Source organism: Nostoc sp. (genome assembly GCF_035638895.1).
Classification (GTDB): domain Bacteria; phylum Cyanobacteriota; class Cyanobacteriia; order Cyanobacteriales; family Nostocaceae; genus Nostoc.
On record NZ_DASQZC010000113.1, the window covers coordinates 1 to 23403 of the forward strand.

20 protein-coding genes are annotated in these 23403 nt (G+C 40.3%); 11 read left to right on the forward strand and 9 right to left on the reverse strand.

Annotation, left to right across the window (positions count from 1 at the left end):
- Together VE944_RS05085 and csaB are read right to left on the reverse strand one after the other, a co-directional pair.
- Positions 1 to 1394 (reverse strand): glycosyltransferase family 87 protein (locus tag VE944_RS05085; protein ID WP_324973216.1); only part of this gene is annotated, 1394 nt, incomplete at its 3' end.
- Positions 1395 to 1625: 231 nt separating this feature from the next.
- Positions 1626 to 2669 (reverse strand): polysaccharide pyruvyl transferase CsaB, encoded by a 1044-nt coding sequence (csaB, locus tag VE944_RS05090; protein ID WP_324973270.1) that lies wholly within the window; start codon positions 2667 to 2669, stop codon positions 1626 to 1628.
- 128 nt (positions 2670 to 2797) lie between these two features.
- Here csaB and VE944_RS05095 point away from each other — a divergent pair, with 128 nt between their 5' ends.
- Genes VE944_RS05095 through hisA form a run of 3 tightly spaced genes read left to right on the forward strand, consistent with a single transcriptional unit; the run spans position 2798 to position 4257 of the window.
- Complete coding sequence (locus VE944_RS05095; protein ID WP_324973219.1) at positions 2798 to 3133, forward strand: DUF2499 domain-containing protein; 336 nt, start codon at positions 2798 to 2800, stop codon at positions 3131 to 3133.
- Positions 3130 to 3429: a DUF3593 domain-containing protein gene (locus VE944_RS05100; protein WP_324973222.1), complete on the forward strand. Its 300-nt coding sequence runs from the start codon at positions 3130 to 3132 to the stop codon at positions 3427 to 3429. The genes VE944_RS05095 and VE944_RS05100 overlap by 4 nt, the downstream gene beginning before the upstream one ends.
- 54 nt (positions 3430 to 3483) lie before the next feature.
- A complete protein-coding gene (gene hisA / locus VE944_RS05105) occupies positions 3484 to 4257 on the forward strand; it encodes a 1-(5-phosphoribosyl)-5-[(5-phosphoribosylamino)methylideneamino]imidazole-4-carboxamide isomerase (protein ID WP_324973224.1) in 774 nt (257 codons plus the stop codon).
- A gap of 198 nt (positions 4258 to 4455) precedes the next feature.
- Here hisA and VE944_RS05110 read toward each other — a convergent pair whose 3' ends face one another.
- Positions 4456 to 5619: a nucleoside hydrolase gene (locus VE944_RS05110; RefSeq protein ID WP_324973227.1), complete on the reverse strand. Its 1164-nt coding sequence runs from the start codon at positions 5617 to 5619 to the stop codon at positions 4456 to 4458.
- A 957-nt stretch (positions 5620 to 6576) separates the two neighbouring features.
- Here VE944_RS05110 and VE944_RS05115 point away from each other — a divergent pair.
- The 5 genes from VE944_RS05115 to VE944_RS05135 all read left to right on the forward strand — a co-directional run bounded on the left by VE944_RS05115 (position 6577) and on the right by VE944_RS05135 (position 12327).
- Positions 6577 to 7329: a response regulator transcription factor gene (locus tag VE944_RS05115; protein ID WP_324973230.1), complete on the forward strand. Its 753-nt coding sequence runs from the start codon at positions 6577 to 6579 to the stop codon at positions 7327 to 7329.
- Positions 7330 to 7382: 53 nt separating this feature from the next.
- Positions 7383 to 8699 (forward strand): sensor histidine kinase, encoded by a 1317-nt coding sequence (locus VE944_RS05120; RefSeq protein ID WP_324973233.1) that lies wholly within the window; start codon positions 7383 to 7385, stop codon positions 8697 to 8699.
- A gap of 28 nt (positions 8700 to 8727) precedes the next feature.
- A complete protein-coding gene (gene phoU / locus VE944_RS05125) occupies positions 8728 to 9396 on the forward strand; it encodes a phosphate signaling complex protein PhoU (RefSeq protein WP_324973235.1) in 669 nt (222 codons plus the stop codon).
- Positions 9397 to 9887: 491 nt separating this feature from the next.
- Complete coding sequence (locus tag VE944_RS05130; RefSeq protein ID WP_324973237.1) at positions 9888 to 10517, forward strand: Crp/Fnr family transcriptional regulator; 630 nt, start codon at positions 9888 to 9890, stop codon at positions 10515 to 10517.
- A gap of 127 nt (positions 10518 to 10644) precedes the next feature.
- Positions 10645 to 12327: an iron uptake porin gene (locus VE944_RS05135; protein WP_324973240.1), complete on the forward strand. Its 1683-nt coding sequence runs from the start codon at positions 10645 to 10647 to the stop codon at positions 12325 to 12327.
- 104 nt (positions 12328 to 12431) lie between these two features.
- On the opposite strand, the gene VE944_RS05140 is transcribed toward VE944_RS05135, so the two are convergent.
- The gene (locus tag VE944_RS05140; RefSeq protein ID WP_324973244.1) at positions 12432 to 12692 is read right to left on the reverse strand and encodes a hypothetical protein; all 261 of its coding nucleotides are present in this window, start codon (positions 12690 to 12692) and stop codon (positions 12432 to 12434) included.
- Between the two features lie 273 nt (positions 12693 to 12965).
- On the opposite strand from VE944_RS05140, the gene VE944_RS05145 reads away from it, so the two are divergent.
- From VE944_RS05145 to VE944_RS05155, 3 genes are all read left to right on the forward strand, one after another.
- Positions 12966 to 13568 carry a DUF3318 domain-containing protein gene (locus VE944_RS05145; RefSeq protein WP_324973247.1) on the forward strand — a complete coding sequence of 201 codons (603 nt, stop codon included), beginning with the start codon at positions 12966 to 12968 and terminating at the stop codon, positions 13566 to 13568.
- A gap of 111 nt (positions 13569 to 13679) precedes the next feature.
- Positions 13680 to 15224 carry a hypothetical protein gene (locus VE944_RS05150; RefSeq protein WP_324973249.1) on the forward strand — a complete coding sequence of 515 codons (1545 nt, stop codon included), beginning with the start codon at positions 13680 to 13682 and terminating at the stop codon, positions 15222 to 15224.
- Between the two features lie 518 nt (positions 15225 to 15742).
- Positions 15743 to 15934, forward strand: a complete 192-nt coding sequence (locus VE944_RS05155) for a hypothetical protein (RefSeq protein WP_324973251.1) — start codon at positions 15743 to 15745, stop codon at positions 15932 to 15934.
- Positions 15935 to 16147: 213 nt separating this feature from the next.
- Here the strand turns inward: VE944_RS05155 and VE944_RS05160 are convergent, their stop codons facing one another.
- From VE944_RS05160 to tkt, 5 genes are all read right to left on the reverse strand, one after another.
- Positions 16148 to 16540, reverse strand: coding sequence for a hypothetical protein (locus VE944_RS05160; RefSeq protein WP_324973255.1), 393 nt, complete (start codon positions 16538 to 16540; stop codon positions 16148 to 16150).
- Between the two features lie 525 nt (positions 16541 to 17065).
- Positions 17066 to 19696 carry a S8 family peptidase gene (locus VE944_RS05165; RefSeq protein WP_324973258.1) on the reverse strand — a complete coding sequence of 877 codons (2631 nt, stop codon included), beginning with the start codon at positions 19694 to 19696 and terminating at the stop codon, positions 17066 to 17068.
- A gap of 27 nt (positions 19697 to 19723) precedes the next feature.
- Positions 19724 to 20767: an ATP-binding protein gene (locus tag VE944_RS05170; protein WP_324973261.1), complete on the reverse strand. Its 1044-nt coding sequence runs from the start codon at positions 20765 to 20767 to the stop codon at positions 19724 to 19726.
- A gap of 158 nt (positions 20768 to 20925) precedes the next feature.
- On the reverse strand, positions 20926 to 21201 hold the full coding sequence (locus tag VE944_RS05175) for a hypothetical protein (RefSeq protein WP_324973264.1): 276 nt from the start codon (positions 21199 to 21201) through the stop codon (positions 20926 to 20928).
- 112 nt (positions 21202 to 21313) lie between these two features.
- Positions 21314 to 23341, reverse strand: coding sequence for a transketolase (tkt, locus tag VE944_RS05180; RefSeq protein ID WP_324973267.1), 2028 nt, complete (start codon positions 23339 to 23341; stop codon positions 21314 to 21316).
- Between the last annotated feature and the right edge of the window lie 62 nt (positions 23342 to 23403).

Genomic DNA, 23403 nt, shown 5'->3' on the forward strand with positions numbered 1-23403 from the left:
AGAGTGATTCCTAAAACTGCATAACTCGGTAGAGCGAAGATAGTTATTTTCATAATGTATGGCAATTCTCCTGCTTTCACGTTCCATCGCTTTGCTAGAGAGTGGATGAGCCAGCCATGAATAACTGCTGTTTGTACTGCAAGACAGCAAACCCCTGCTAACCAAACAAACATTCTTCTCCTAGAAAATTTACAATGCCTGATCTGATACAGCAAATCATTTAGCAAAAAAACAACAGCAGGTATTAACATCACAGAACTAGTTTCCTGCGAATAGGTGATGCCAATACTCAAGCAAGAAACTATTGCCATTTCTGCCAAATATATTTTTTTTGACCAATCAGTGAGAGATTGCTGTAGATAGCAATACCAACCCGCAAAACCAAGAAGTATCAAAACAATTAAGTTTGACAAAAGTTTGGCAAAGAATGGGTTATTAGGAAGTAATCTCGGGCCCACAACCATCAAATCGAGACGACTAATCGATAGATAAGGGCTAACTGCGGGATCGGTTTGCCAGAGGGAAAATCCACGAAGTGCATCCGACACGAATTGTGTTAAAGAATTACCTGTCAAGGCTAGACCTAAAAATGCTAAACAAGTTACTGTGATAATAGATACAAAAACTAGAGAAAACCGTCTTTTAAGTAGAAAATACAGAACGAATAGTGCAGCTAATGTTGGTTTAAAAAGGGCAATTCCTAAGCACATTCCTGCTGGAATACCCTTATTTTTTCTAGCGAATATAAACATCCATAAGATAAGAACTGCAATAAAAATTGCAACATTACCAACTTGAAGATCGCGAATTACGCCATAAATCAAGGCAACCGAAATTGTGCAAATAGTTCTGAAGGCTCGTGACTTAGACTCTAGTAAGATATTTGCTCCCCACAAGGCTAAACCAATTGCTAATATATGCATTAAAATCGAGATTTTATATGCAGTATTCATCGAAAAATAACCGAGAAACCAGATGAGAGGAATAATATTAGGTGGATAGACAAACGGTGGAAGAGAGCCACACACCGTAGTTATGCTACAGAAAGTCTGATTAAAAATCTCGACATTAAAAGGACTCACATGCTGATGAGCCAATTTACTCGCCACATAATACCACTGAAAATCCCATAAAGGTGGATTTGGCTGGTTTAGGAAATAAAGTAGCCAACCTGTATAACAGAGGAATCTTGTAACGACTAATACAACACCTGCTTGGACGAGGAAGTTCACAATTGGTTGACGAAAAAATTGTATCAACCGTTGCATCACTGAAGATTTTAAGAATAAAGAATTTTTCCAGGCTGCCTTTTCTTCATCTAATCGCCAATTATTTCTGAGAACTACAGCAACTAAAATTACTATAATTAAGTTCCAAAAACCAAAGCTTATCATTATAATTATTTTTGCATTTAGTAAATAATATCGCTAAAGTAAAACTAGATAATAAATACTAAGCTATTTTTATAACTACTTCATATAATTTTGACAATTACTCACTCCTCCCGAAAGAATGATTAATAAAAGCCGGAAAAGAGGTATTTACGTAGATACACAATATGATTCTTTTGTACAACTTGTAATTTCTATAAGTTTTGCATTTTCTTGACTCAACATTATTTGATTTTACTTATTACATAAAGCATCGCTCAACAACTCGCGGTGCATTAATGCTCTATCTACTAAAGATTGTATTTGCTCTGGTGATAACGGATCACCATTAGCGTAATGTTCCATCCAAGTCAGACTAATCAAATTAGGGTCATCTGGTAAACTAGCTAAATCCCATCCAGGCATTTGCAAGTCTTCCATGAGACGATTTACTTTAGGATCATAACTGAGAGCAAAGCAGCGACAACCAGCAGATGCTGCCATAATCAAGCTGTGTAAGCGCATCCCAATTGCCATTTCCACGCCGCGAAACACACCTTTCAAAAGTTGTGGATCTTCCAGACATAAAATCTTGCTAACATCTTTAAGATGTGGTTGGATGGCTTCGGCAATACTTAAATCTTCACTTTTTTGAAATGGCAGTAGTAAAATAAAAGCCTGCGTAGCTTTTTGAAAGTCAACCAAAGCACGAGTTAAGTTTGCTAAACGTGTTTCTGTAAGCTGAGGATGCGATCGCAACGTTACCGCAACTCTCGGCGCAGGTAAATCCCAAAGTCCCGGTACTGGTTTAGATTCCAAGGCCCAAACCGGGTCAGGAGCTATAATACAAGGAATTTGCCAATCAGATAATAAAGCCGCACTGGCGCGATCGCGGACACTAATTTTGGTACAATTACTAAAGGTTTGCCGTGCCAACCAACGAGTTTGCGGACGCACTAACGGGCCAATACCCTGTGCCCAAGCAATAGTTTTCAAACCCATTCTCTGCGCCAATGCCATCAGTCCGCCATAATAAAATGGGCTGATAGTACTGGTAACATCTTGGATGAGACTCCCACCGCCCCAAATCAAGGCATCACTTGAGCGTAAAGCTTGCAGTACAGGTAAAGGAGCCATGCGATCGCAAGTTTCTACATTGTAGCGATCGCGCGTTTCCTCTGGATTCCCCGAAAGTACCACAGGGGTTACATGAGATGGTAACATTTGCAAAAGCGTTGCCAACAAAGCTTCGTCACCACCATTACCTTTACCGTAATATCCAGACAATAACGCCCGCATCTTGACCATTTTAGATTTTAGATTTTGGATTTTAAATTAACAACTTTTTTAACGTAGCTATATATATATAAAGATGTGAAAACTCCTAACTCTTAACTCTTAACTCCCTACTCCCTACTCCCCACTTTATGCACGCCCTATCGATTCCCACCTGGATTATTCATGTTTCTAGCGTTATTGAGTGGATTGTCGCCATTTGGTTAATCTGGACTTACGGCGAACTCACTGGTAATCGCAATTGGTGGGGATTATCCCTTGCCATGTTACCAGCTTTAGTCAGCGCCATGTGTGCTTGTACCTGGCATTATTTCGACAACGCCGAATCTCTGGAATGGCTGGTAACGCTTCAAGCTACCATGACCTTAGTTGGTAATTTTACACTTTGGGCAGCAGCGTATTTGATTTGGCGTTCTACCAAGTCTGTTAATAATGTTGAACCAAAACCTATCAAATCAGAGCAATGATTTCTAAAGAAACCCTGTTTGCACTTTCACTGTTTCCCTATTTGGGTTTCTTGTGGTTTCTCAGCCGCAGTCCGCAAATGCCGCGTTTAGCGCTGTATGGATTTTATGGCACTCTCGTCTTTGTTGCCATCACCATCCCAGCCGGGATTTATGCTGTATTGCATTATGGCAAGTCTTTGGCAGATGTGGATTGGTTGCACGGTGGTGCAGAAGTATTTTTGACGCTTTCTAATATTTTGCTTGTGCTGGGTTTTGGACAGGCTGTAAAGCAATTAAAAATGGAAAATGAAAAATAGGAAGCCCAGCAATAGCTAGGGTTTTGATTGCATTGAGTTATGAGGAAGAGTTAAATGGATGTAATTCCAGCAATTGATTTACTAGAAGGTCGCTGTGTGCGACTGTATCAAGGAGACTACGATCGCTCGCAAGTTTTTAGCGATAATCCTGCTGATGTTGCCAAACAATGGGTAGATCAAGGTGCTACCAGATTACATATAGTTGATTTAGATGGTGCCAAAGCAGGTAAAGTAGTAAACCTGGGGGCAATTGAAGCGATCGCACAAGCAGTGTCAGTGCCCATTGAAATTGGTGGAGGATTGCGCGATCGCACCAGCGTGCAACAAGTCTTTAATCTAGGCATACAGTGGGCAATTCTCGGCACTATCGCCGTAGAACAACCCCAGTTAGTACAACAACTGTGTGAAGAATTTCCTGGGCAGATTATTATTGGCATTGATGCCCGTAACGGCCGAGTAGCAACTCGCGGTTGGTTAGAAACCTCAGAAGTTTTAGCAACTCAACTGGCTGTACAAATGCAAGAATTGGGTGCAGCCGCCATCATTTACACAGATATCCACCGTGACGGGACACTTATCGGCCCCAATTTAGAAGCTTTGCGAGAACTTGCAGCAGTAATTTCCATCCCGATAATTGCTTCTGGCGGGGTAAGTTCTGTCACCGATTTGTTGAGTTTGTTAGCGTTAGAACCTCAAGGCGTGACTGGTGTGATTGTCGGACGTGCCTTGTATACTGGGGATATTTTACTCAAAGAAGCATTACGAGCGATCGGGCTAGGGAGAATTCAGGATATCCCCCCCAATCTAGATTTTTCTACCTTTGCTTGATCTTTTCTGGCTTTGTTAAAACTGTAGGGCTACTGTATACACCATAGGATTGTAAGGTGGACAAATGATTTGCCCATCCTACAACCTTTTTTTGATACTAGTACAGCACGGCGGAAATAAACCATCCATTCAAAATTAATAAAATCCTTACGGTGTACACCTGTTTAAATTTTAAATTTTGACTTCCGCCTTGCAGTACTAGTGCTTGAATTGCCGCTTAATTTGGAAAGTAATTCCTGCTGCACCCAAGACCAAAATACCCCAAATAGGGCTAGATTCAGGAACAGACTCAGTTTCTAGATATGAGAAAACTTCACTAGCACTGAAAGGCAAATTATTGAAACTAGGGTTTAACGAAACTAGAACATTAGGAGGTAAATTAGGAACAGCAAAAGTTTGTCCTTGAGTGGTTCCTGGATCTGAGAGTGTATCGACTTCCAGGTACAAAGGAGTTTCCTTTGAGAAATTTGGTTCACTAAGGTTAATAGCAGCAACTAAATCCCAGGCTGGATTCGGGTCATTGTTACTTTGAATAACTGTTAAAGCAAAATCCAAAAATTCAGCCGCTAGCTTACTTTCAGGTGTTCCAGTTGCTAGCCATGCTTGTTGATCGACACGAGAAAAGCCAATTTCATTTGTCGCATCTAGAGGAGTCAACTCAATTTTTAATCCTTGTGATCCTGCGGCAAATACTTCTTGAGCCGCTAAAGGATCGACCCAGATGTTAAACTCGCCAACAGTGTTGGTTGAAAATGGAGGATCAGGAAGGACGGTAAGATTTCCTGGTACGAAGACAGCGCCTCCCATAATTTGGACGACGGCAATGTTACTGATAATGGAGGGATCAAGTCGCAAAGCTTCGGCAATATTAGTTAAAGTGCCGGTTGCTAAGATTGCCACAGGTTCAGGTGACTGCTTAATTTTCTCCACAATTAGTTCTGCTGCCTTTCGCCTTTCAACTGGTGGTGCTGTGTCTGGTAGTTGGACAAAAGGAGACCAAAAAGTTTCTGCACCATCACGAATGAATTCTGGAAAAGCATTGTTTCCAGCCAAAGGATCGGCTTTACCAATACCAACAGGGATACCAGATACTTCTAGTCTTCCTAACATGCGTTCCAGATTATTCACAAAGCTTGCTGGACGGGCAATACCTTGGGCGATCGTAATTGCTTGAATATCAAATTTGGGATTGGCTAACATATAAGCTAAAGCTGTCATCCCGTCTTGACTACCATCATCATCAACGATCAAAGGGGTTGGTTTAAAATCAGCAGCAAATACAGTTTGACAAAAGAAAGCTCCTGATGTTGATAACAACAGTGCAGCAGTCGAAAGTGCTTGATACACGAGACGTATATTCATAACAAAATCAAGGTTTTCAGACTCTTCGGAAAAACAGTTAAGTGGAACTTATGAAATCTAAGGTCATCAATAATGCCATAACCTTAGAAAAATCACCGTGGACACCATAAAGCTTATCATCACCCTTGTCACTTTATAGACAGTCGTTCCCAGGATTTATAGTAAGTCTGGCTTGTCCATTACCGCCTACTCGCGCAAGCAAAGGAACATGGGTAGTTATTTGTGATTTTAAAGAGCGCAGGTTTCCTCTGTTATTGAGACGTTGAAATTACAGCGCTTTGATTTTTTAAATAAACTTAAATTTTTTATGATATATTTCTGTAATCAACAATACTGGTGATGTAGATAAGATAGTAATAGATTTTAAAATTTAGTATTATGTCTAGTCAAGAACCAAATTACAATCAAGCATTTAAGCAAACAAAAGCTACCGGAACAAAGAAGAAGAAACCACAGCCACCGTCAGACATCAGCAAACCAAAGAGAACCGAATAAAAAGCTTTATACTTCCTTGCAGAGACTTAAATTAAATCAAGTCTCTACAATTTTCATCAAAAATAAATAAGCTTATTTATTTTTAGCTTGAGTTTTTGCCTGTTTTAAAGCTATTTCTTTAATAGCCTGCTATGAATTAACATTTGAAGTACCTTCAATAGCTTTAACTGCCAAATCCTGAACTTGTTTCAGGGCAGATTCGAGTTGTTTAGAAAGATTTTGAATCCGCATCTCTTGATTAGCGATAGTTTGTTCTAGAGATTGCAGTCTTTGTTCATAGAAACGCTTTTGCCCTTCCAGCCACAGTGATTTTTGATTTAGGAGGTGCTGTGACTTATGTTACTTTTTGTAAAGAAAATCTAAAAGAATGAACCTTAGTAGAAGCGTGGTTGCAGTAAGGCTAGATAATAAATTTAATCATCTTAATTGATACAAGCACAGTCCTAGACTTTTGTCATATCAATGTATACCACTGAATCGACCAAATATTCTGCTAGAACGGACATTGGACAAACCAGCCGAATTCTAGTAGTAGAAGATGAAGAATTAATCCAGGAAATGCTAGCTGTAGCCCTTGAAGAGGAAGGTTATGGGGTAACAACAGCACCCGATGGGCGGTCTGCTATCGAGTATCTCAAAAGTTTTGAAACCAATTCGGGGGAACTTCCCTTTGATTTGCTCATTCTTGATTTGATGCTGCCGCAAATCAATGGGCTAGATATTTGCCGTTTGTTGCGTCATCAAGGAAATCCAGTACCAATTTTAATGCTGAGTGCTAAGGGTAGTGAAACTGACCGAGTGCTGGGGTTAGAGGTGGGAGCAGATGACTACCTGACCAAACCCTTTAGTATGCGCGAGTTAGTGGCTCGTTGTCGTGCTTTACTCCGCCGCCAACGCCTAAGTAATTTACCACCAGTAGCAGTATTAAAATTCAAGGATATCACCTTGAATCCCCAAGAATGCCGCGTGCTGGTTCGTGGTCTAGAGGTGAATCTTTCCCCCAAAGAGTTCCGCTTGCTGGAACTGTTTATGAGTTACGCCCGCAGGGTATGGTCACGAGAACAATTGCTAGATCAGGTTTGGGGGCCAGATTTCGTTGGCGATAGTAAAACTGTAGACGTTCACATTCGGTGGTTGCGCGAAAAATTAGAGCAAGACCCCAGTCATCCCGAATATATTGTGACTGTACGAGGTTTTGGCTATAGGTTTGGATAATTAGTTGGGATAGTTGTTAGTTTTTAGTAGTCACGAAGAAACTAACAACTCAAATGCTTTTATTGGGATTTTTTCTGGGTTTAGCGGTAGGCATTGGGTTTTGGGTTTGGCAACAGGTTCAACTTAACCGTTACCTGGGGCGCTTACTCGGGCCGTTAACCTCGCATTCTTACAAGATGGGACTGCTGTTAATTCCTGGGTTGCAGCAGAAAATAGCGATGGTGAAGCAGCACCAGCAAGATTTGCAGCAGTCATTGCAAACTTACCAAGACCTGCTAGATTTTGCACCAGTGGGATATTTGCAGGTGGATGAGGAAAATCAACTGCTGTGGTGCAATCAACAGGCGCAGGAAATTTTGTATCTGCACTGGCAACCAGAACAGGTGCGCTTGTTACTGGAGTTGGTAAGGTCTTATGAACTTGACCATTTAATTGAGCAAACTCGTGATTTGCAAAAACCACAGACAGGAGAATGGATATTTCATCCATCTTGTGATGATGCCGCAGAGATGGCAACAATAAAATCTTTGGCTTTGCGGGCATCTAGCCTGCCTTTACCCAATGGACAAGTGGGAGTCTTTTTAGAAAATCGTCAACCCCTATTAGATATAAATCAAGTACGCGATCGCTATTTTTCTGATTTAGCACACGAACTCAGAACGCCACTAACCTCAATTCGCTTGGTTGCGGAAACTTTACAAACCCGCTTGGAACCACCTTTAAATCGCTGGGTTAACCGCCTAATGCAAGAAGTTGACCGACTGATTAACTTGGTGCAAAGCTGGCTAGACCTCACCCAAATGGAAGCAAACCCAAACATGCAATTGCAAGCCAAAGCTGTAGAATTGCGATCGCTAATTACATCGGTTTGGGAAACACTAGAACCCTTAGCAGTGCGCCAACATTTGTCTCTTTCTTATTCTGGCCCAGAAAATGTTTGGATTAAGGCAGATCAAGCCCGTATGTACCAGGTTTTTCTCAACTTGCTAGACAATAGTATTAAATACAGTCTTCCCAGTACAAGTATTCACATTGAGGCGAAAATCTTATCAACAAAAGATAATAATGCTGCTTCCCTAATTCTCGAAATAAATCTTATTGATTCTGGAATCGGATTTTCTGAGGCAGATTTACCCCATGTTTTTGAGCGATTTTATCGAGGAGATAAAGCGCGAACCCATTCCCCACAAGATGGTAACTCTATAGCGGCGATCGTTGGCAATGGATTGGGATTAGCGATCGTTGAGCAGATTATTCACGCCCACGGTGGTTCAATCAAAGCTATGAACCATCCAGAAACTGGTGGTGCGTGGATGCAACTCCAGTTTTGTGAAGTTGTGGCAAACTCTTTAAGCCAAGACTATAGTTAATAATATCTTCACCTTTGAGATAACAAGTGTGAAAGCTGCCCATTACAGTCCTAATCCTCAAAGACCCGAACTCGCACGCGCCATTAGGCGCTTAGAACGGGATGTCTTACGCATGGGTGCTTTGGTAGAACAATCATTTCGCCTCAGCCACCAAGCGTTATTTGCTCGTAACTTGACAGCAGCTGAGGAACTTCCCCGATTAGATAAAAAGATCGATCGCTTTTATCGTCAAATCGAATCAGACTGTACGGCGATTATGACGCTGCAAGCGCCTACGGCTCAAGATTTGCGCTGCTTGAGTGCCTTTATGCAGCTGGTGCGCGACTTAGAGCGTATTGGCGATTATGCTGAGGATTTAGCTGAGATTGCGATTAAAATTTTTCCTTACGCGCCTCATCCGTCAATGCCCGACATTGAAGCTATGTCTCTTCACGCGCAGTCGATGCTAGCAACTAGCTTAAAGGCTTTGGGAGATTTAGATGAAGCTGGTGGACGCCGTTTAAAGCGCCTAGATGATACTGTAGATGATGCCTACGATCGCGTTTATCAGACTTTAGCCCAACAACGCGATGTGCCTGGTGTAGTCGAGCCTATTGTACTGCTAGCACTGGCAATTCGTTGTCTCGAACGCATGGCAGATCATGCGACTAATATCGGTCAAAGGGTATCATATATTGTCACCGGTCAACGCTCTTAATTGACGCTTCATGAGTCCACAAGCTTTAGCCACTACCTCTACAAACAAAGGCTGACGACTCAAGCGACTTAGTAAGCTAAAAAACATCTAATACCAAGTTGCCAAAGTTAGTCTTGTTTGTAACTAAGGTGGCTCTTGGACTGACTTCCGAGCAAATAATACGATCAAAGACAACTTGGTATAATTTGCATAATCGAATTAAATTAAGACTTACGCATCAGGTAGAAATAACTAAATATTTTACTAAAAGCTTACCTATTCTTAAACTTGCACAATTAAAGTAACAGATAAACAACTGAAAAATTCCGGTCTATCTTACTGATAAATAACTCAATGTATAAGTTGTTTCCAGAAAAAATGTTGAGTTAGTCTCTAGCTCTAATTGAGAAGAATACGCTGCCAATTATACAGGTAAAGTTTGATACAAATTATTAGAGTTTCTTCATGATTGTAAATAGCGAGATTCCCTGATAATTATGTAGTTACGGTTAATGATATATTCTACAACTCCTACTTCAAACTCTTCTGTCTTATCAAATAGCTCTGCTTTGGGCGGACAATTACCCCAGCAGATATTTACCCGTAGGGAAGTAATTCCACTTCAAAATGATGTACTTTGGCGGATTGAGCACGGTGCAGTTCGTACCTTAACGTGGAGTGAAGATGGAACATTCATCACTCTCGGTTATTGGGGACTAGGGGATCTGATTGGCTATCCTTTGTCTAGGGTCAAGCCTTACCAGATTCAATGTCTCACAGGCGTGGAAATAAGCATTGTGCCACCTCATTTGTGGCATCAAGATATTAATGCTTTGTTGTCTCATATTCAACAGTCAGAAAATCTACTAAGCATTGTGCATCGAAAACCAATCTCGCTACGCTTATGGCAGTTTTTAGTATGGTTAAGTGAAAAATTTGGACGTGATGTAGAGAAGGGTAAGCTAATTGATCTAAATGTTACTCATCAAGATATTGCTGAAGTGTTAAATACCACGCGAGTAACAGTTACTCGGCTCCTACAACAGTTGGAGGAAGAAGGAACAGTTATACGTCACAAACGCCGCATTATTTTGAGGTTCTCACATAAAATAATTCAAAATTATAGTTCAGCACTAAATTAAAGGGCTTGTATTTCTCACAGTATAAAGGTATAATCATGACTGTGATTGTGTGTGAAATTCCTGAAAGTAAAGTGTTTTAAGCATTTTATCATAGCTGGATTATGTAGGTGTGAGTGAGAGTAATAACATGACAAAACGATTCTGGAATCTTTGTAAGGTTAGTCCAGTTGTTTTAGCTGCTGCATTTTTTGCTGCCAATAGCGCTGTAGCTGCTGAAGTCAACGAACAGGTAACAAATGTTGCCGAGTTATCTGAAGCTCAAGATAACAACATGAGTCAGGTAACATCAGTTTCGCAATTTTCGGATGTGCAGCCCACAGATTGGGCATTCCAAGCTTTACAATCTCTAGTTGAGCGCTACGGCTGTATTGCAGGTTATCCCAACAGTACCTATCGTGGTAACCGTGCTTTGACCCGTTATGAATTTGCCGCAGGTTTGAATTCCTGTTTAGACCGGGTTAATGAACTTATTGCTACAGCTACTGCTGATTTGGTTACTAAACAAGACCTGGCTACTTTACAGCGCTTACAAGAAGAATTTTCTGCTGAACTAGCAACCCTGCGCGGTCGCGTGGATGGACTAGAAGCCCGCACTGCTGAGTTGGAAGCTAATCAGTTCTCCACTACTACCAAGTTGGTTGGGGAAGGAATTTTCGCCGTATCGGATGTTTTTGGTGACAATAGAGCAGTTGCTGCTGGTGATTCAACTCAAGATTTGAATTATAACACCACTTTTTCTGACCGGGTGCGTTTGAACTTGTACAGCAGTTTCACTGGTAAAGACCAGTTGCAAATCCGTTTGAATGCTGGCAATATCGTTTCTAATGTTGGGACTGCTGCAACCGCTACTACAGCCGCTACTGGTAGTGGTACTAACATGACCCGTTTGGGTTTTGATGGAGATAACGGCAACTCGGTTGTGATTGATAAAGTCAACTATGCTTTCAACTTTGCTAACGCGCTACGTGTCAAGGTTGACGCTAGTGGTGGTGAATTATACGAAAACGTAAACACCTTCAACCCTGACTTTGCAAGCTCTGGTAGAGGTGCGCTCTCTCGCTACGGACGTTTCAGCCCTATTTATCGTCAAGGTCAAAATGGTGCTGGTGTGACTGTTACTTTCAATCCTGGCGGCCCTCTCAGTTTGACTGGTGCTTATTTAGCACCTACAAGTGGTACTGGTGGTATCTTTGGTGCTAATAATCCCGGTACTAATAACGGGCTGTTCAATGGTGATAACACCATCTTTGGTCAGTTATCTTTTCAACCGAGCAAAGCCTTCAATATTGGTTTAACTTACGCCCGTACTTACTTGGCTGGCAATGCTGCCAATAGCCTCTTTCAAGGTACAGGTAGCGCCTTTGCCAATAATCCCTTTGGGACTGGTACTCGCACTGAATCTAATAACTACGGTGTAGAGGCTACCTTCCAATTTAGCCCCACGTTGGCTATTAGTGGTTGGGGAGGTTATACAACTGCCGATGCTAGGACTGGCGTTAATGCGGGTGCAGACGCAGATGTTTGGTACTGGGCTGGAGCGCTTGCTTTGAAAGATTTTGGTGGAGAAGGCAACGTCTTGGGCCTTATCTTTGGTCAACCACCCAAAGTTACTGGTGGCAGCATAAAAAATGCCGCCACCAATGTTAATTTAGACGATAGTACCTCTTATCACTTAGAGGGTCTTTACAAGTTCAAGCTTTCCGATAATATTCAGGTAACTCCTGGTGTATTAGTAATCTTCAATCCAGAGCATAACGACACTAACGATACCATCTATGTAGGTACTCTACGTACTACCTTCACCTTCTAAAATTGGTGATGAAATTTGATTCCTGAATCGTGTTTCGATAAAGGTGAGAATTAGATAAACAAAACCCCACGTAAATGTGGGGTTTTGTTTAGGAAGAAAATTAGCTATGTAGGATTATAATCTGGCTGATTAGATATATCTTTTGGGGGGCGATCGCTACTCCAAGCCCACCACACAGAGCCACAGTGACAGTAATAAAACTCTTGCCATTTGCGACGACGGTCTTCTGTAAATACAGGCGATCGCCGATTTAGCCAAACTTTTTCAGCTTCTCGGCTACTTGAGTGGCAATTAGGACAGCAAAAATTGTCTGCATGTATTGCCTTATTTGTCCATTCAGGCGGAAGGGTAGCAAAAGCGTCCATGTTGTTACAAGTGTAGTAGCAATGGTTATCCAAAACTTTGAGGTTTTGAATTTAGCGGCAAACGGATACGATAAAATCCCGCCACACTATCAAACTGCTGAATCAATATTTTTATGGCTTGATCTGAATCTATTCACTTTCTCGCCATTTACAGAGGTTTTTACTAATAGAACAACCATTTAGAAAGACTGCGATCGCATCTCACAAATCAAAGGTTAACACGAATGCCAACTAAAATAGTTACGATGCACATTATGGCTAATAATTAAATTTATGGAGCCAAATGTTGAAATTCGCCGTTTGTTAGATGTGATGCCTGCCTCTGGTCGGATGACGACAAAAATCGTTAGTAAGCCAGATCAGGCAAAAGTCATTGAAGCCTCCTTTCCCCAACCCTGGAATCAGGCGCGACCGATATATATTAATTTCGATTTGTGGCGTCGTCTGACCAAGGCGCAACGAGACTTGCTGCTGTTGCAGATGCTTAGCTGGTTGACGGGGGTGAAGTGGTTTAAACCCGACATTTATCAAGGCGTAGTACTGGCCGGACTGTTAGGGGGATTATTAGAAGCAGCACAATCAGATGTGGTGGGTGTAGCCGTAGCTGGGGGATTGAGTGCGATCGCTGCTTTTCGGATCTGGCGCACTAATAAGTCTCAAGAGTCAGAGTTAAATGCTGATGCAGCAGCAATTCGCATAGCACAACGGCGTGGTTATTCAGAAACTGAAGCAGCGCAGCACCTGTTATCTGCAATTGAAGCGGTAGCCAAAATTGAAGGGCGTTCTGGTTTAAATTTTACTGAGTTAATTCGTTGCCAAAACTTACGAGCGATCGCGGGTTTATCACCAGTAGGTATACCAGAAAGTTATAAGTAGAAATCAAAAACAATCTATTCGTCTAAATAGCTAAAGAATCAAGATAATATTTTGATGAATAAGTTGTCTCTCAGATTGTGATAGCATTTTTAGAACGATTTTTAACTAACAATGCTAAACAAGAAACTCATCACATACACTTCGAGATTACCTTTTCATTCTCCTTGGTTTATTATTATTATTTTTTCTGTTCTTGGTTTAATAGGTATTCTCAACCATTCCATGTGGCGAGATGAACTAAATCCCTGGCTCATTGTCAGGGATAGTGAATCTTTAGGAGATTTCATTGCAAATATTCGTTATGAAGGTCATCCTCTTCTATGGTATTTTTCTCTGGGAGTTCTGAGAAAAATAGTTGATAATCCTATTATTATGCAAATTTTTCATTTGGCAATTACTGTTGTTTCGGTTACTCTTTTTTGCCTATATAGTCCTTTTAACTATCAACAAAAATTTCTTTTTTCCTTTGGTTTTTTTCCTTTTTATGAGTATCTTTTAATTTCTCGAAACTATGCCTTTAGTATGTTATTTGTTTTTGGATTCTGTACAGTTTTTGCATCCAGAAAAAGAACTTATACTTATTTGGCAATTTTATTGGGTTTACTAGCAAATAGTAGTGCTTATGGTTTATTGGTATCATTATCTTTATTATTGACTTTGTTAGCTGAACTTTGTTTTGATAGTGAACATCGCCAGCAGTATTTTAGTCAAAGCCAAAAATACGATTTATTTTTAAGTATTATAATTATCATAGTTTCTTTTGTTTTATGCATTTATATTATTACTCCTCCAACAGATAGTTATCTTCATGGTGGTTTAAATAATGGTTGGTTAACAAAATTAGATATCCGTCATTTATTGAGAAGCGTAAGTAGAATATTTGGTGCTTATTTATTAATTATTCCTCAACATAAAAAATGGCTGGATTTAATTATTTGTGCGACAATTGGTCTATTAATTGTAATTTTAACCTTAATTAAATTATCTAAAAAGCCAGTAGCATTGTTTTTCTACATTATAGGTAGTTCTGTAATATTTGCCTTTACATACTTCAGATTTATAGGTATGCCTCGGCATTTTGGACATTTATATTTAGTTTTGATAGCAGCTTTATGGCTGGGAAGTTATTATCAAGAGTCTCTAGTTATACTCAATAAACTTCATGTTCGTCCAAATTCAATTATATCTATTTATAAATGGCATCATATCGCTTTAATGCTAATTCTTTATGTCCAGTTTTTGGGAGGTATTTATAGTTTTTCAAGAGATTTAATGGTACCATTTTCTGCCAGTCGGGAAACAGTTCAATATATTCAAAAAGCTGGGTTAGCTAATGAGTTTATTGTTGCCAGTCGAGATGCAAATATGGCTCCTTTATCGGGTTATCTCAATCGAAAGCTTTACTATCCTGAGATTCAAAAAATGGGAAGCTTTACCTTATTTAAAACTGGTCGTAAAGATGTCGAACAAACTGAGATATTAAGCCAAATTAATACTCTACTCAAAAATCAAGATGAGCAAAAGAAAATTTTGCTCATTTTAAATCGTAAACTGAATGTCAACGGCAATGATTTGAAAATTGTTCTAATCAAAGATTTTCAGAGAGGCTGGGTGGATACTGAACGATATTATCTTTATTGGGTAGATGAGGCATAAGGATAATCCGCCGAATTTGGCTAGGCAGATTTGAGTCAATTCTTGAGGTAAAATGTACGAAATTTCATTCAGAAATATGGGATAGACTTTTTTGTACTGAAGCGATCAGCATTGACACCGGAACATACTGCTATGAATCTTTGGTTTATCCCGTCGCAATCGATAGCAAAAAAATTTCATTAAAGCTACAGTAAGAAACTAATCCTAATCTCTTAGGCGTTTTAAAATGCTGTTGTGTCTTAGAAACTAAAGGCTTAACTGTTATACAAGCAACATCTATTGCCCAAACACCCTAGAAATAACGCTTTTACGTCCTTTGAGTTAGGTGGCCACCAGTCATAAGTAGCTGCGATGCGTGAGGCTAATCTACACTGGAATAAGAGAATGTGTGTTTAACTAATTTAGATGTTCCACGCTAAGGAGTTTAGTCATACCTTCTCGGTATTGCTGATGTAGTGCTTACCTCGTGTGGTAAAACTTAACTTAAATTCTGTCAGTTACTAACGGAGTTGATAGGAATGGGTAACTTTATTATTTTTGCCTTGATAGTAGTTTACGGAGGCGGCGTTTGGAAGTTTTGGAATGGGTTTGGACGGACTAATTTTAATCCAACTTTGCCCAATCGCATTGGTTTATCTTTGCTATGGCCAGCTTTATTTATTACAAATCCATCCTATCGTCGAAACTTTAGAAAGGCGTTGAAGGGTTAGAGTTTACTATTAAGTTTAAAGTCATCTGAACCTGATGGTGGCATATATCCCAATATAAATCTAACCCAGCAACCCCCTTTCCCTACTAGGGAAAGGGGGTTATGTTTGCTCATCCTAGAAGGAGAGGAATTGGGGGAGGGATAAGTTCGCAGTGTTTACAAAGCAACCCGTTAGCAATTGGGAAGTATTTTAGGTGATGAATTTACGAATTATTTATTTGGTTAGCAGATGGATTGCTGCACCTACAGCTGCACCATCAACAGCATTCCCAAGGGTATCTTTCCTATTACCAGTAATTACACCAGTTACTGCGCTAGCGCCTGCACCGACTCCGACATCTTGAACAACGCTCCGGTTACGGCGATTGTTTCTCAGACCATTTGCACCATTAACAGCTGCACCAGTGACACCACCTCTTATAGCATTGTTTAATACATTACGCTTTCCTCTAACTGCTCCGGTGACTACATTGGTAACAGCCCCAATACCTGCATCTCTTAATACTTGGTCATCAGCAGCAGCTGGTTTAGCGGGAACTAATGTGACACCAGCTAAACTTGCAGCCATGAGGCTGGGTAGAAGTGTGCGCTTTAGGATATTATTCATTGTGTTACCTTCTCAAAACATCAAACAATTAGATAAATCTAAACTTACTGGAGTCCGAGAAAACCATATTTTTTCAATTGAACAACAGCAACTATCTATTGTTTGAGGACATATATATAATCGCATTTATAAAGTCGTAACTGCATCCACTCAAAGCATGAATATAAATTAAGTCTTCAGAAGGCCTTGCTGATTCATTAGGCGGTACTAGAGATTACCCATTGACAAAATGAACTAAAGATGGACTATAGATATTTAGGTATGAAAGTTTCATTTTTTGAGTACTAGCAAGCGGCTTGTGATGATAAATCGCGTACTGTTTACGCTATATATCTAAAGATAGTTGACAAAAAAATTAAAATAACTTGCAGGATTAATATTTAATTCCCTTAGTTTAGCGGCCAAGCGTTGCGATCGCGCTTCTGTTTGTAGCAAATCACCTTGATTATTCCACTAGCGCAGCCAGGGTAATTCTGGATTTTGATAGCGGCATTTTTTATAGCTGGTTGCGGGGCTGCGATCGCCTCAGCTAACTACAATAGATTGAATTTCTATCAGTGGTTGAATTTCTGTTTCAACTTGAGCTTCAACAAAAGGCGTATGAATTAAAATATCAGCTTGTATAGCTTCAAAGCTCACAACTAAAGAGTATGGAACCTCAGCGTATGGATCATTATTCCAACCTTCGTGTCCTACTACTGCAATACAGAATGCTTCTCTAAGGTTATAAGATTTCACTAAAGCCCAATCCTTCTGAATTGTTCCTATACTTCTTGATACACTCTTGATTGTTTTATAATGCTTCTCTTTACCAAGAGTCCATGTAAAGAGTTCATCCCCCTTTTCAGCATCTTTTGGTACATTGTAATTAGCTAAAACCCTGCCAAGAAAATGCTTTGGATCTTCTCCTTGTTTACTACACTCCCAGTCAAGCCAAGTTGAAAGATACTTTCTTCTATTGCGCCGAGTTCGACGCGGTTCAGCTTTATATGACAAAGTAATTTCTATCAGAATCTCAAACTCTTCTCCAGGCGATCTCAGACTATTCGGTAGTTTGACCTGATAAATATGAGCATCTCCAGCTTTTATTAGCTGTTCTCCTCGTGTAATTAATGTACTACGATTTGGAGTATTACTCAAGGCACGCTCAAGGCTTGGAATACCATATCCAATTTGACGAATAACATTCTTCTTTTCTTCATCACTCTTTGCTATAGCCCATTCTGGCCATCGGGCTGATTGAACAATTAATGCCCGATATAATAAGCATTTTTCCTCAGTAAACTCAGCAGCAAGACAAGCCGCAATATGGCTTACTTTTGGTGTTGCGAATGAAGTTCCAAAAGTGTCAGAGGCAACTATAGGAGTAGAACCAGTACCTAAAGTTGACCTTACTAACTCAGGGCCTGTACCTGCGATACAAGTAATGTTTGGTGGCTGACCTTCATCTTTCACAAGATCACCACCATACTCAACCACTTCTGGTTTAATCGTGTCCCATATACCCAGCCCAGAACAAGAAAATGCTGATGGTTGGTCTTTTTCTCCTAATGAAGACCAAGATAAGTCACGGAAAGAATTTCGAGTAATTGAGCCAACAGTTAATGCTTGAAGGCTTTGTGCTGGATTAGCAATCCTACAAGAGTTTTCAGAAAGATAGTCTGGGTAAGGTCTACCTGCTAAAATATGAGATTTAACAGATAGTCTTGTTGAAATTCGGTGACTTTCTATAGGGATATTTCCAGCAGATACTATGAAAAGAATATCTTTTTCATATGTTAATTTATCAATAGCTGCTGCCCAAGCACTCATATACCTAGTTCTACAAGGAACATCTCCATTAATAGAGTGGTTAAAAATTCTTGTTCCCGTTTGACTATAGTAGAAGTCTACGATGTTTTCTAGAAGTATAGGCGGATATAATTTGTCAGATAATCTACAATTACTATCCAGCACTCTTGCATTTTGAAGCCAACAAATTGCTTGATGGGTTCCACTCCGAGGCACACTTATTGGATAAAGCACTGCTCCAGCAACTCTGGTTCCATGACCACCATTACTCACCAGATCAGCAGTTAAGTTTAATTCTAAAGGAATCCAAGATTTTGAGTTTCCCGAATCAATGGCATTTTTTAAAAGTGGATTCTGCTCTTGAATACCACTATCAATTACACAGACATTAGGTGCATTTTTTTCTGGTGGTTGTAAAACTAAAGATATATTACTAATATTAGATATTTCACCATTGGGAGAAAATGGTTCAGCAATGTTATCTTTTTCAGTTACTTCAAAAATATAAGAAAAATTAAATACCAAATCTTTTAAACATAGACCAGATATTTGAATAAGACATGAAAAACTGTCTGGTGCTTCAGAAAATTGAGGAGGATTATCTTCAATAAAGCTACTTAAAAGTTTACCATTATATTTATACTTAGGATTGCTAATAAAACTCATCAAATCTTGTTGTCTTTTTGATGCTAAGTCATCCCATTCATCATATGTAATATCACGATTATCAATCCAGTTATTGATTGCTTTTACATAATTTTCAGGCTTTTTATAGTTTTTTTGTTCTGGATACTCACGTAATTTTGTTGTAGTTCCTAAACAAGATATACCTACCTCAACAACATAAACCTGTTCATCTTTTATTTGATCCCATTCCTGTAATAATTTTGAAGACAAAATAAATTCTGGGCGTTGATTTTTGTCAAGAATATTCAATATTTTTGCAATGACACCACCACCTTTTTGCTCATTGAAAAATTTTTCTATTTTATCTTGAAGTTTACTAAGGTTAGTATCCGCAGACGCACCGATAATATATCCATTTTCTAACTCAGATATTATTTCTATGTCGGAAGTTCTTAGATCATCTAAATCAAAAGTTTCCGGGTCAATTTGTAGTATTAAAGGCATAGAATCAGGAAGTATGAGTTTTTTCTCTTCTTCCTGTTGCTGTTGAGTTATTTTCCAATCGTCAATGAGAGAAGATACTAATTCTTGGATTTTACTTCCGTGTCCCTGGCGGTTAGACAAATTTATATGTGTCTGAGTATCTTTTTTATTACCACCGCCACCTAAAGATTTTGCTGTACCCTTGTCTGTCAATCTGAGATCTATATGCGGAAAACCCTGAGAACTATCAACCATTTATTTCTCCGACACCAAAAATTAATACTAAAAAACTTTGATTTCTGCGATCGCTTCTTCTAAGTGTTCCTGAATCACTAGCTCCTCTCGCTCAAGGATTGCTCTTTTTGCTGCATCTTGTGCAACCCTCACAGCTTGAGCCGCAGAAAAATCTCTCATCTGCTCAATGATCCTTGGCCAGTTGATAGATCCCACTTCAATTGCAGATAGTGTTTCCTTTAGTATAAATTCTAGCTCCTGTTCTCCGGGTTTGGGTACTGCGATTAAGTCATCAAATCTTCTCCAAAGAGCAGTATCTAGGGATTTATTTAGGTTTGTAGCTGCTACTAAAAGCCCAGAAGAGGGTTGATACTCATCCAAAATTTGAAGAAATGTATTGACTACTCGCTTAATTTCTCCTACTTCTTGAGAGTCTTCTCGTGTTTTAGCAATTGAGTCACATTCATCAAGAAACAATAAACATGGACTTTTTGAGGCATCCTCAAATACAAGCCTTAAATTGCTCGCAGTTTCGCCTAAAAAAGACGACACCATTGCATCAAACCGAACTTTCAAAAGTGGTAAACCTGTATTCCAAGCTAGACGTTCTGCTCCTAGCGTCTTTCCACACCCAGGAGGCCCATACAGAAGAATTTTTTGTCTGTAACGCAATCCATGATGAGCAAGCCTATCTCTAGCCGCATACTCGCGTTCAATTCGACAGAAACGTTTTTCAATATTTATTGGCAACACCATGTGATGCCGCAAATGATCCCTTGGTATCATAGTTACTAAGGGAAGATTAAATCGCTTACTGGTTGATAATTCAGTTAATGTCTGTAATTTTTCTGGTTTTGTTCGCGTAGCGTCTCGTTCGCGTAGCGTCTCGCAGAGAAGAGAAGAAGCAGGTTTGCTAATGTTAGTAGGCTTCTCTTTCTGGCTTTTTTTAGTGATATTCTCTAACTGGTCAGCTAAGAGAGTATGTCCCTTACTGCGTTCTTCCTCAATCACTAAATATGTCAGCTTATCAATCGCTTCTTGATCTGAACTAGCGATCGCTCTAAAAAATCTCTTGAGAAGCTCTGCTTTCATACTGCCTCTCAGTATAAATAGTAATTTATAATTGATATAGTACTATAGTACTATATTGTGTAGTGCATTAAAAATTATAACGCGATCACCTTGTCCATAATCATTATATTAAGTTATGTAAATGATAAATCATGCTTGTGCTTAGGAATTTAACATATCTAACCATAAGGGGTTGCTTTCAGGTCTATATCATCTTCCCCTTCAATCAATAACAAAGTCATCATATCTCCCTCAACAAAGCCTGTTAATCTGAAATCAGACATAGCTTTTAGTTCCTCCATAGAAACTTTCTCAGAATAGTATTTAAATATCATTTGAATAGCTTTATTTTTATCTAGGTAATACTGATAGCTACTATCCTTTTGCATTAAATGTTCTACAATTTTTGTTATCCGGGCTAGAAGTACGTCTCTTTCCTCAGAAACTTCCTGCATAACTTCCTCCCAATTAGTAACTTATTACTCCAATTATAGCTAATCTTTTTTTACATAAAAAAGGCGGGCCTTTCAGCCCACCCCACAAAATTTTGAGAATATTCTGTTGCTATTAACCCAACAATTGTTTAGCCTTAGCTAACACATTATCAACGCTAAAACCAAACTTCTCTAAACAAACACCGCCTGGAGCTGAAGCACCAAAGCGATCAATACTAACGCAATCGCCTTCAGTACCCACATATTTGTGCCAACCGAAACTAGCGCCAGCTTCTACAGATAAACGCTTGGTGACAGCTTTTGGCAGAATGGACTCTTTATAAGCCGCATCCTGTGCTTCAAACAGTTCCCATGAAGGTAGCGAGACGACACGAACTTTCTTACCTTCGGCTTTAAGTTTTTCGGCTGCGCCAACGGCGAGGCTCAATTCTGAACCAGTACCAATCAAGATGATATCAGGTGTACCTTCGCTATCAACAACGGTGTATCCACCCTTTGCTACACCCTCAATCGATGTACCTGCCAAGTTGGGGACGTTTTGACGGGTGAACGCCAACAGAGACGGAGCGTTTTGCTTCGCTTTCTCGATCGCTACTTTATAAGCGCCAGAGGTTTCGTTACCGTCTGCGGGACGAAACACTAATAAATTAGGAATGGCTCGCAAGGAAGCTAGAGTTTCAATGGGTTGGTGTGTGGGCCCATCTTCACCTTGTCCAATGGAATCGTGAGTCATCACCCAAATCGAGCCAGCTTGAGAAAGGGCAGATAAGCGGATGGCAGCACGCATATAGTCTGTGAAGATCAAGAAGGTAGCACCATAGGGAATTAATCCCGAAGTGTGCAGCGCTATACCATTACAGATTGCGCCCATAGCATGTTCCCGCACACCAAAGTGGATGTTGGGGTTTTCGTAGTTCCCTTTTTGGAAGTCGCCCTTGCCCTTGATTTCGGTCAGGTTGGAGTGGGTTAAGTCAGCCGAACCACCAATCAATTCAGGTAAAACCGCCGCTAGTTTGTTGAGGCAGTTTTCTGAGTGTTTGCGGGTGGGCAATCCTTTGTCTTCGGGGGTGTAGGTGGGTAGTACCTTATCCCAACCATCGGGTAGCTTGCCGCTTAGGTAACGTTCAAATTCAGCCGCTTCTTGGCCATACTTAGCTTTGTAGTCGGCAAATGTTTTGTTCCATTCGGCTTCGTAGCTTGCGCCGCGTTCCACTGCTTTGCGTGTGTGGTTGAGGGCTTCTTGTGGAATATCAAAAGGCTCGTATTCCCAACCCAAATTTTTCCGAGTCAATGCTATTTCGTCTCCACCCAAAGCAGCGCCGTGAACGCCAGCAGTGTTTTGTTTATTGGGTGAACCGTAACCAATGATGGTTGTGACCTTAATCATTGATGGTTTATCGGTGACAGATTTAGCTTCTTCAATTGCTTTGGCGATCGCTTCTAAATCGGTATTGCCATCTTCGACGTGGAGAACGTGCCAACCGTAAGCTTCAAAGCGCTTAGAAACATCTTCGGTGAATGCCACATCTGTGGAACCGTCGATGGAAATGTGGTTGTCGTCGTACAGAGCGATGAGTTTACCTAATCCCAAGTGTCCTGCAAAAGAACAAGCTTCACCGGAAATCCCTTCCATGTTGCAACCGTCACCTAAAATTACGTAGGTGTAATGGTCAACAATCTTGGTATCGGGTTTGTTATATTTAGCGGCAAGGTGTGCTTCGGCGATCGCTAAACCAACTCCATTGGCAATTCCTTGACCCAACGGGCCAGTTGTGACTTCCACGCCTGGGGTCATGAAGTTTTCGGGGTGTCCAGGGGTTTTGGATTCCCATTGACGGAATTGTTTGATATCTTCAATGGTGACGCTATCGTAGCCTGCCAGGTACAGTAGGGCGTACTGCAACATCGAGCCATGACCAGCAGACAAGACAAAGCGATCGCGGTTAAACCATTTGGGATTCTTGGGATTAAACTTCAAAAAGCGATCCCAGAGGACAAAAGCCATAGGAGCCGCGCCCATTGGTAGTCCTGGGTGTCCCGATTTTGCCTTTTCTACGGCATCAATAGCCAAGAAGCGGATCGAGTTAATAGCCAGTTCTTCGACGGACAATTCTTTGGCGGATTGGGTTGCAACAGTCATAATCTCTTGTTTTTAACGACGGGTTAGCACTCTTCGTAGCTTCTCTTGCTGGGGTTATTTTA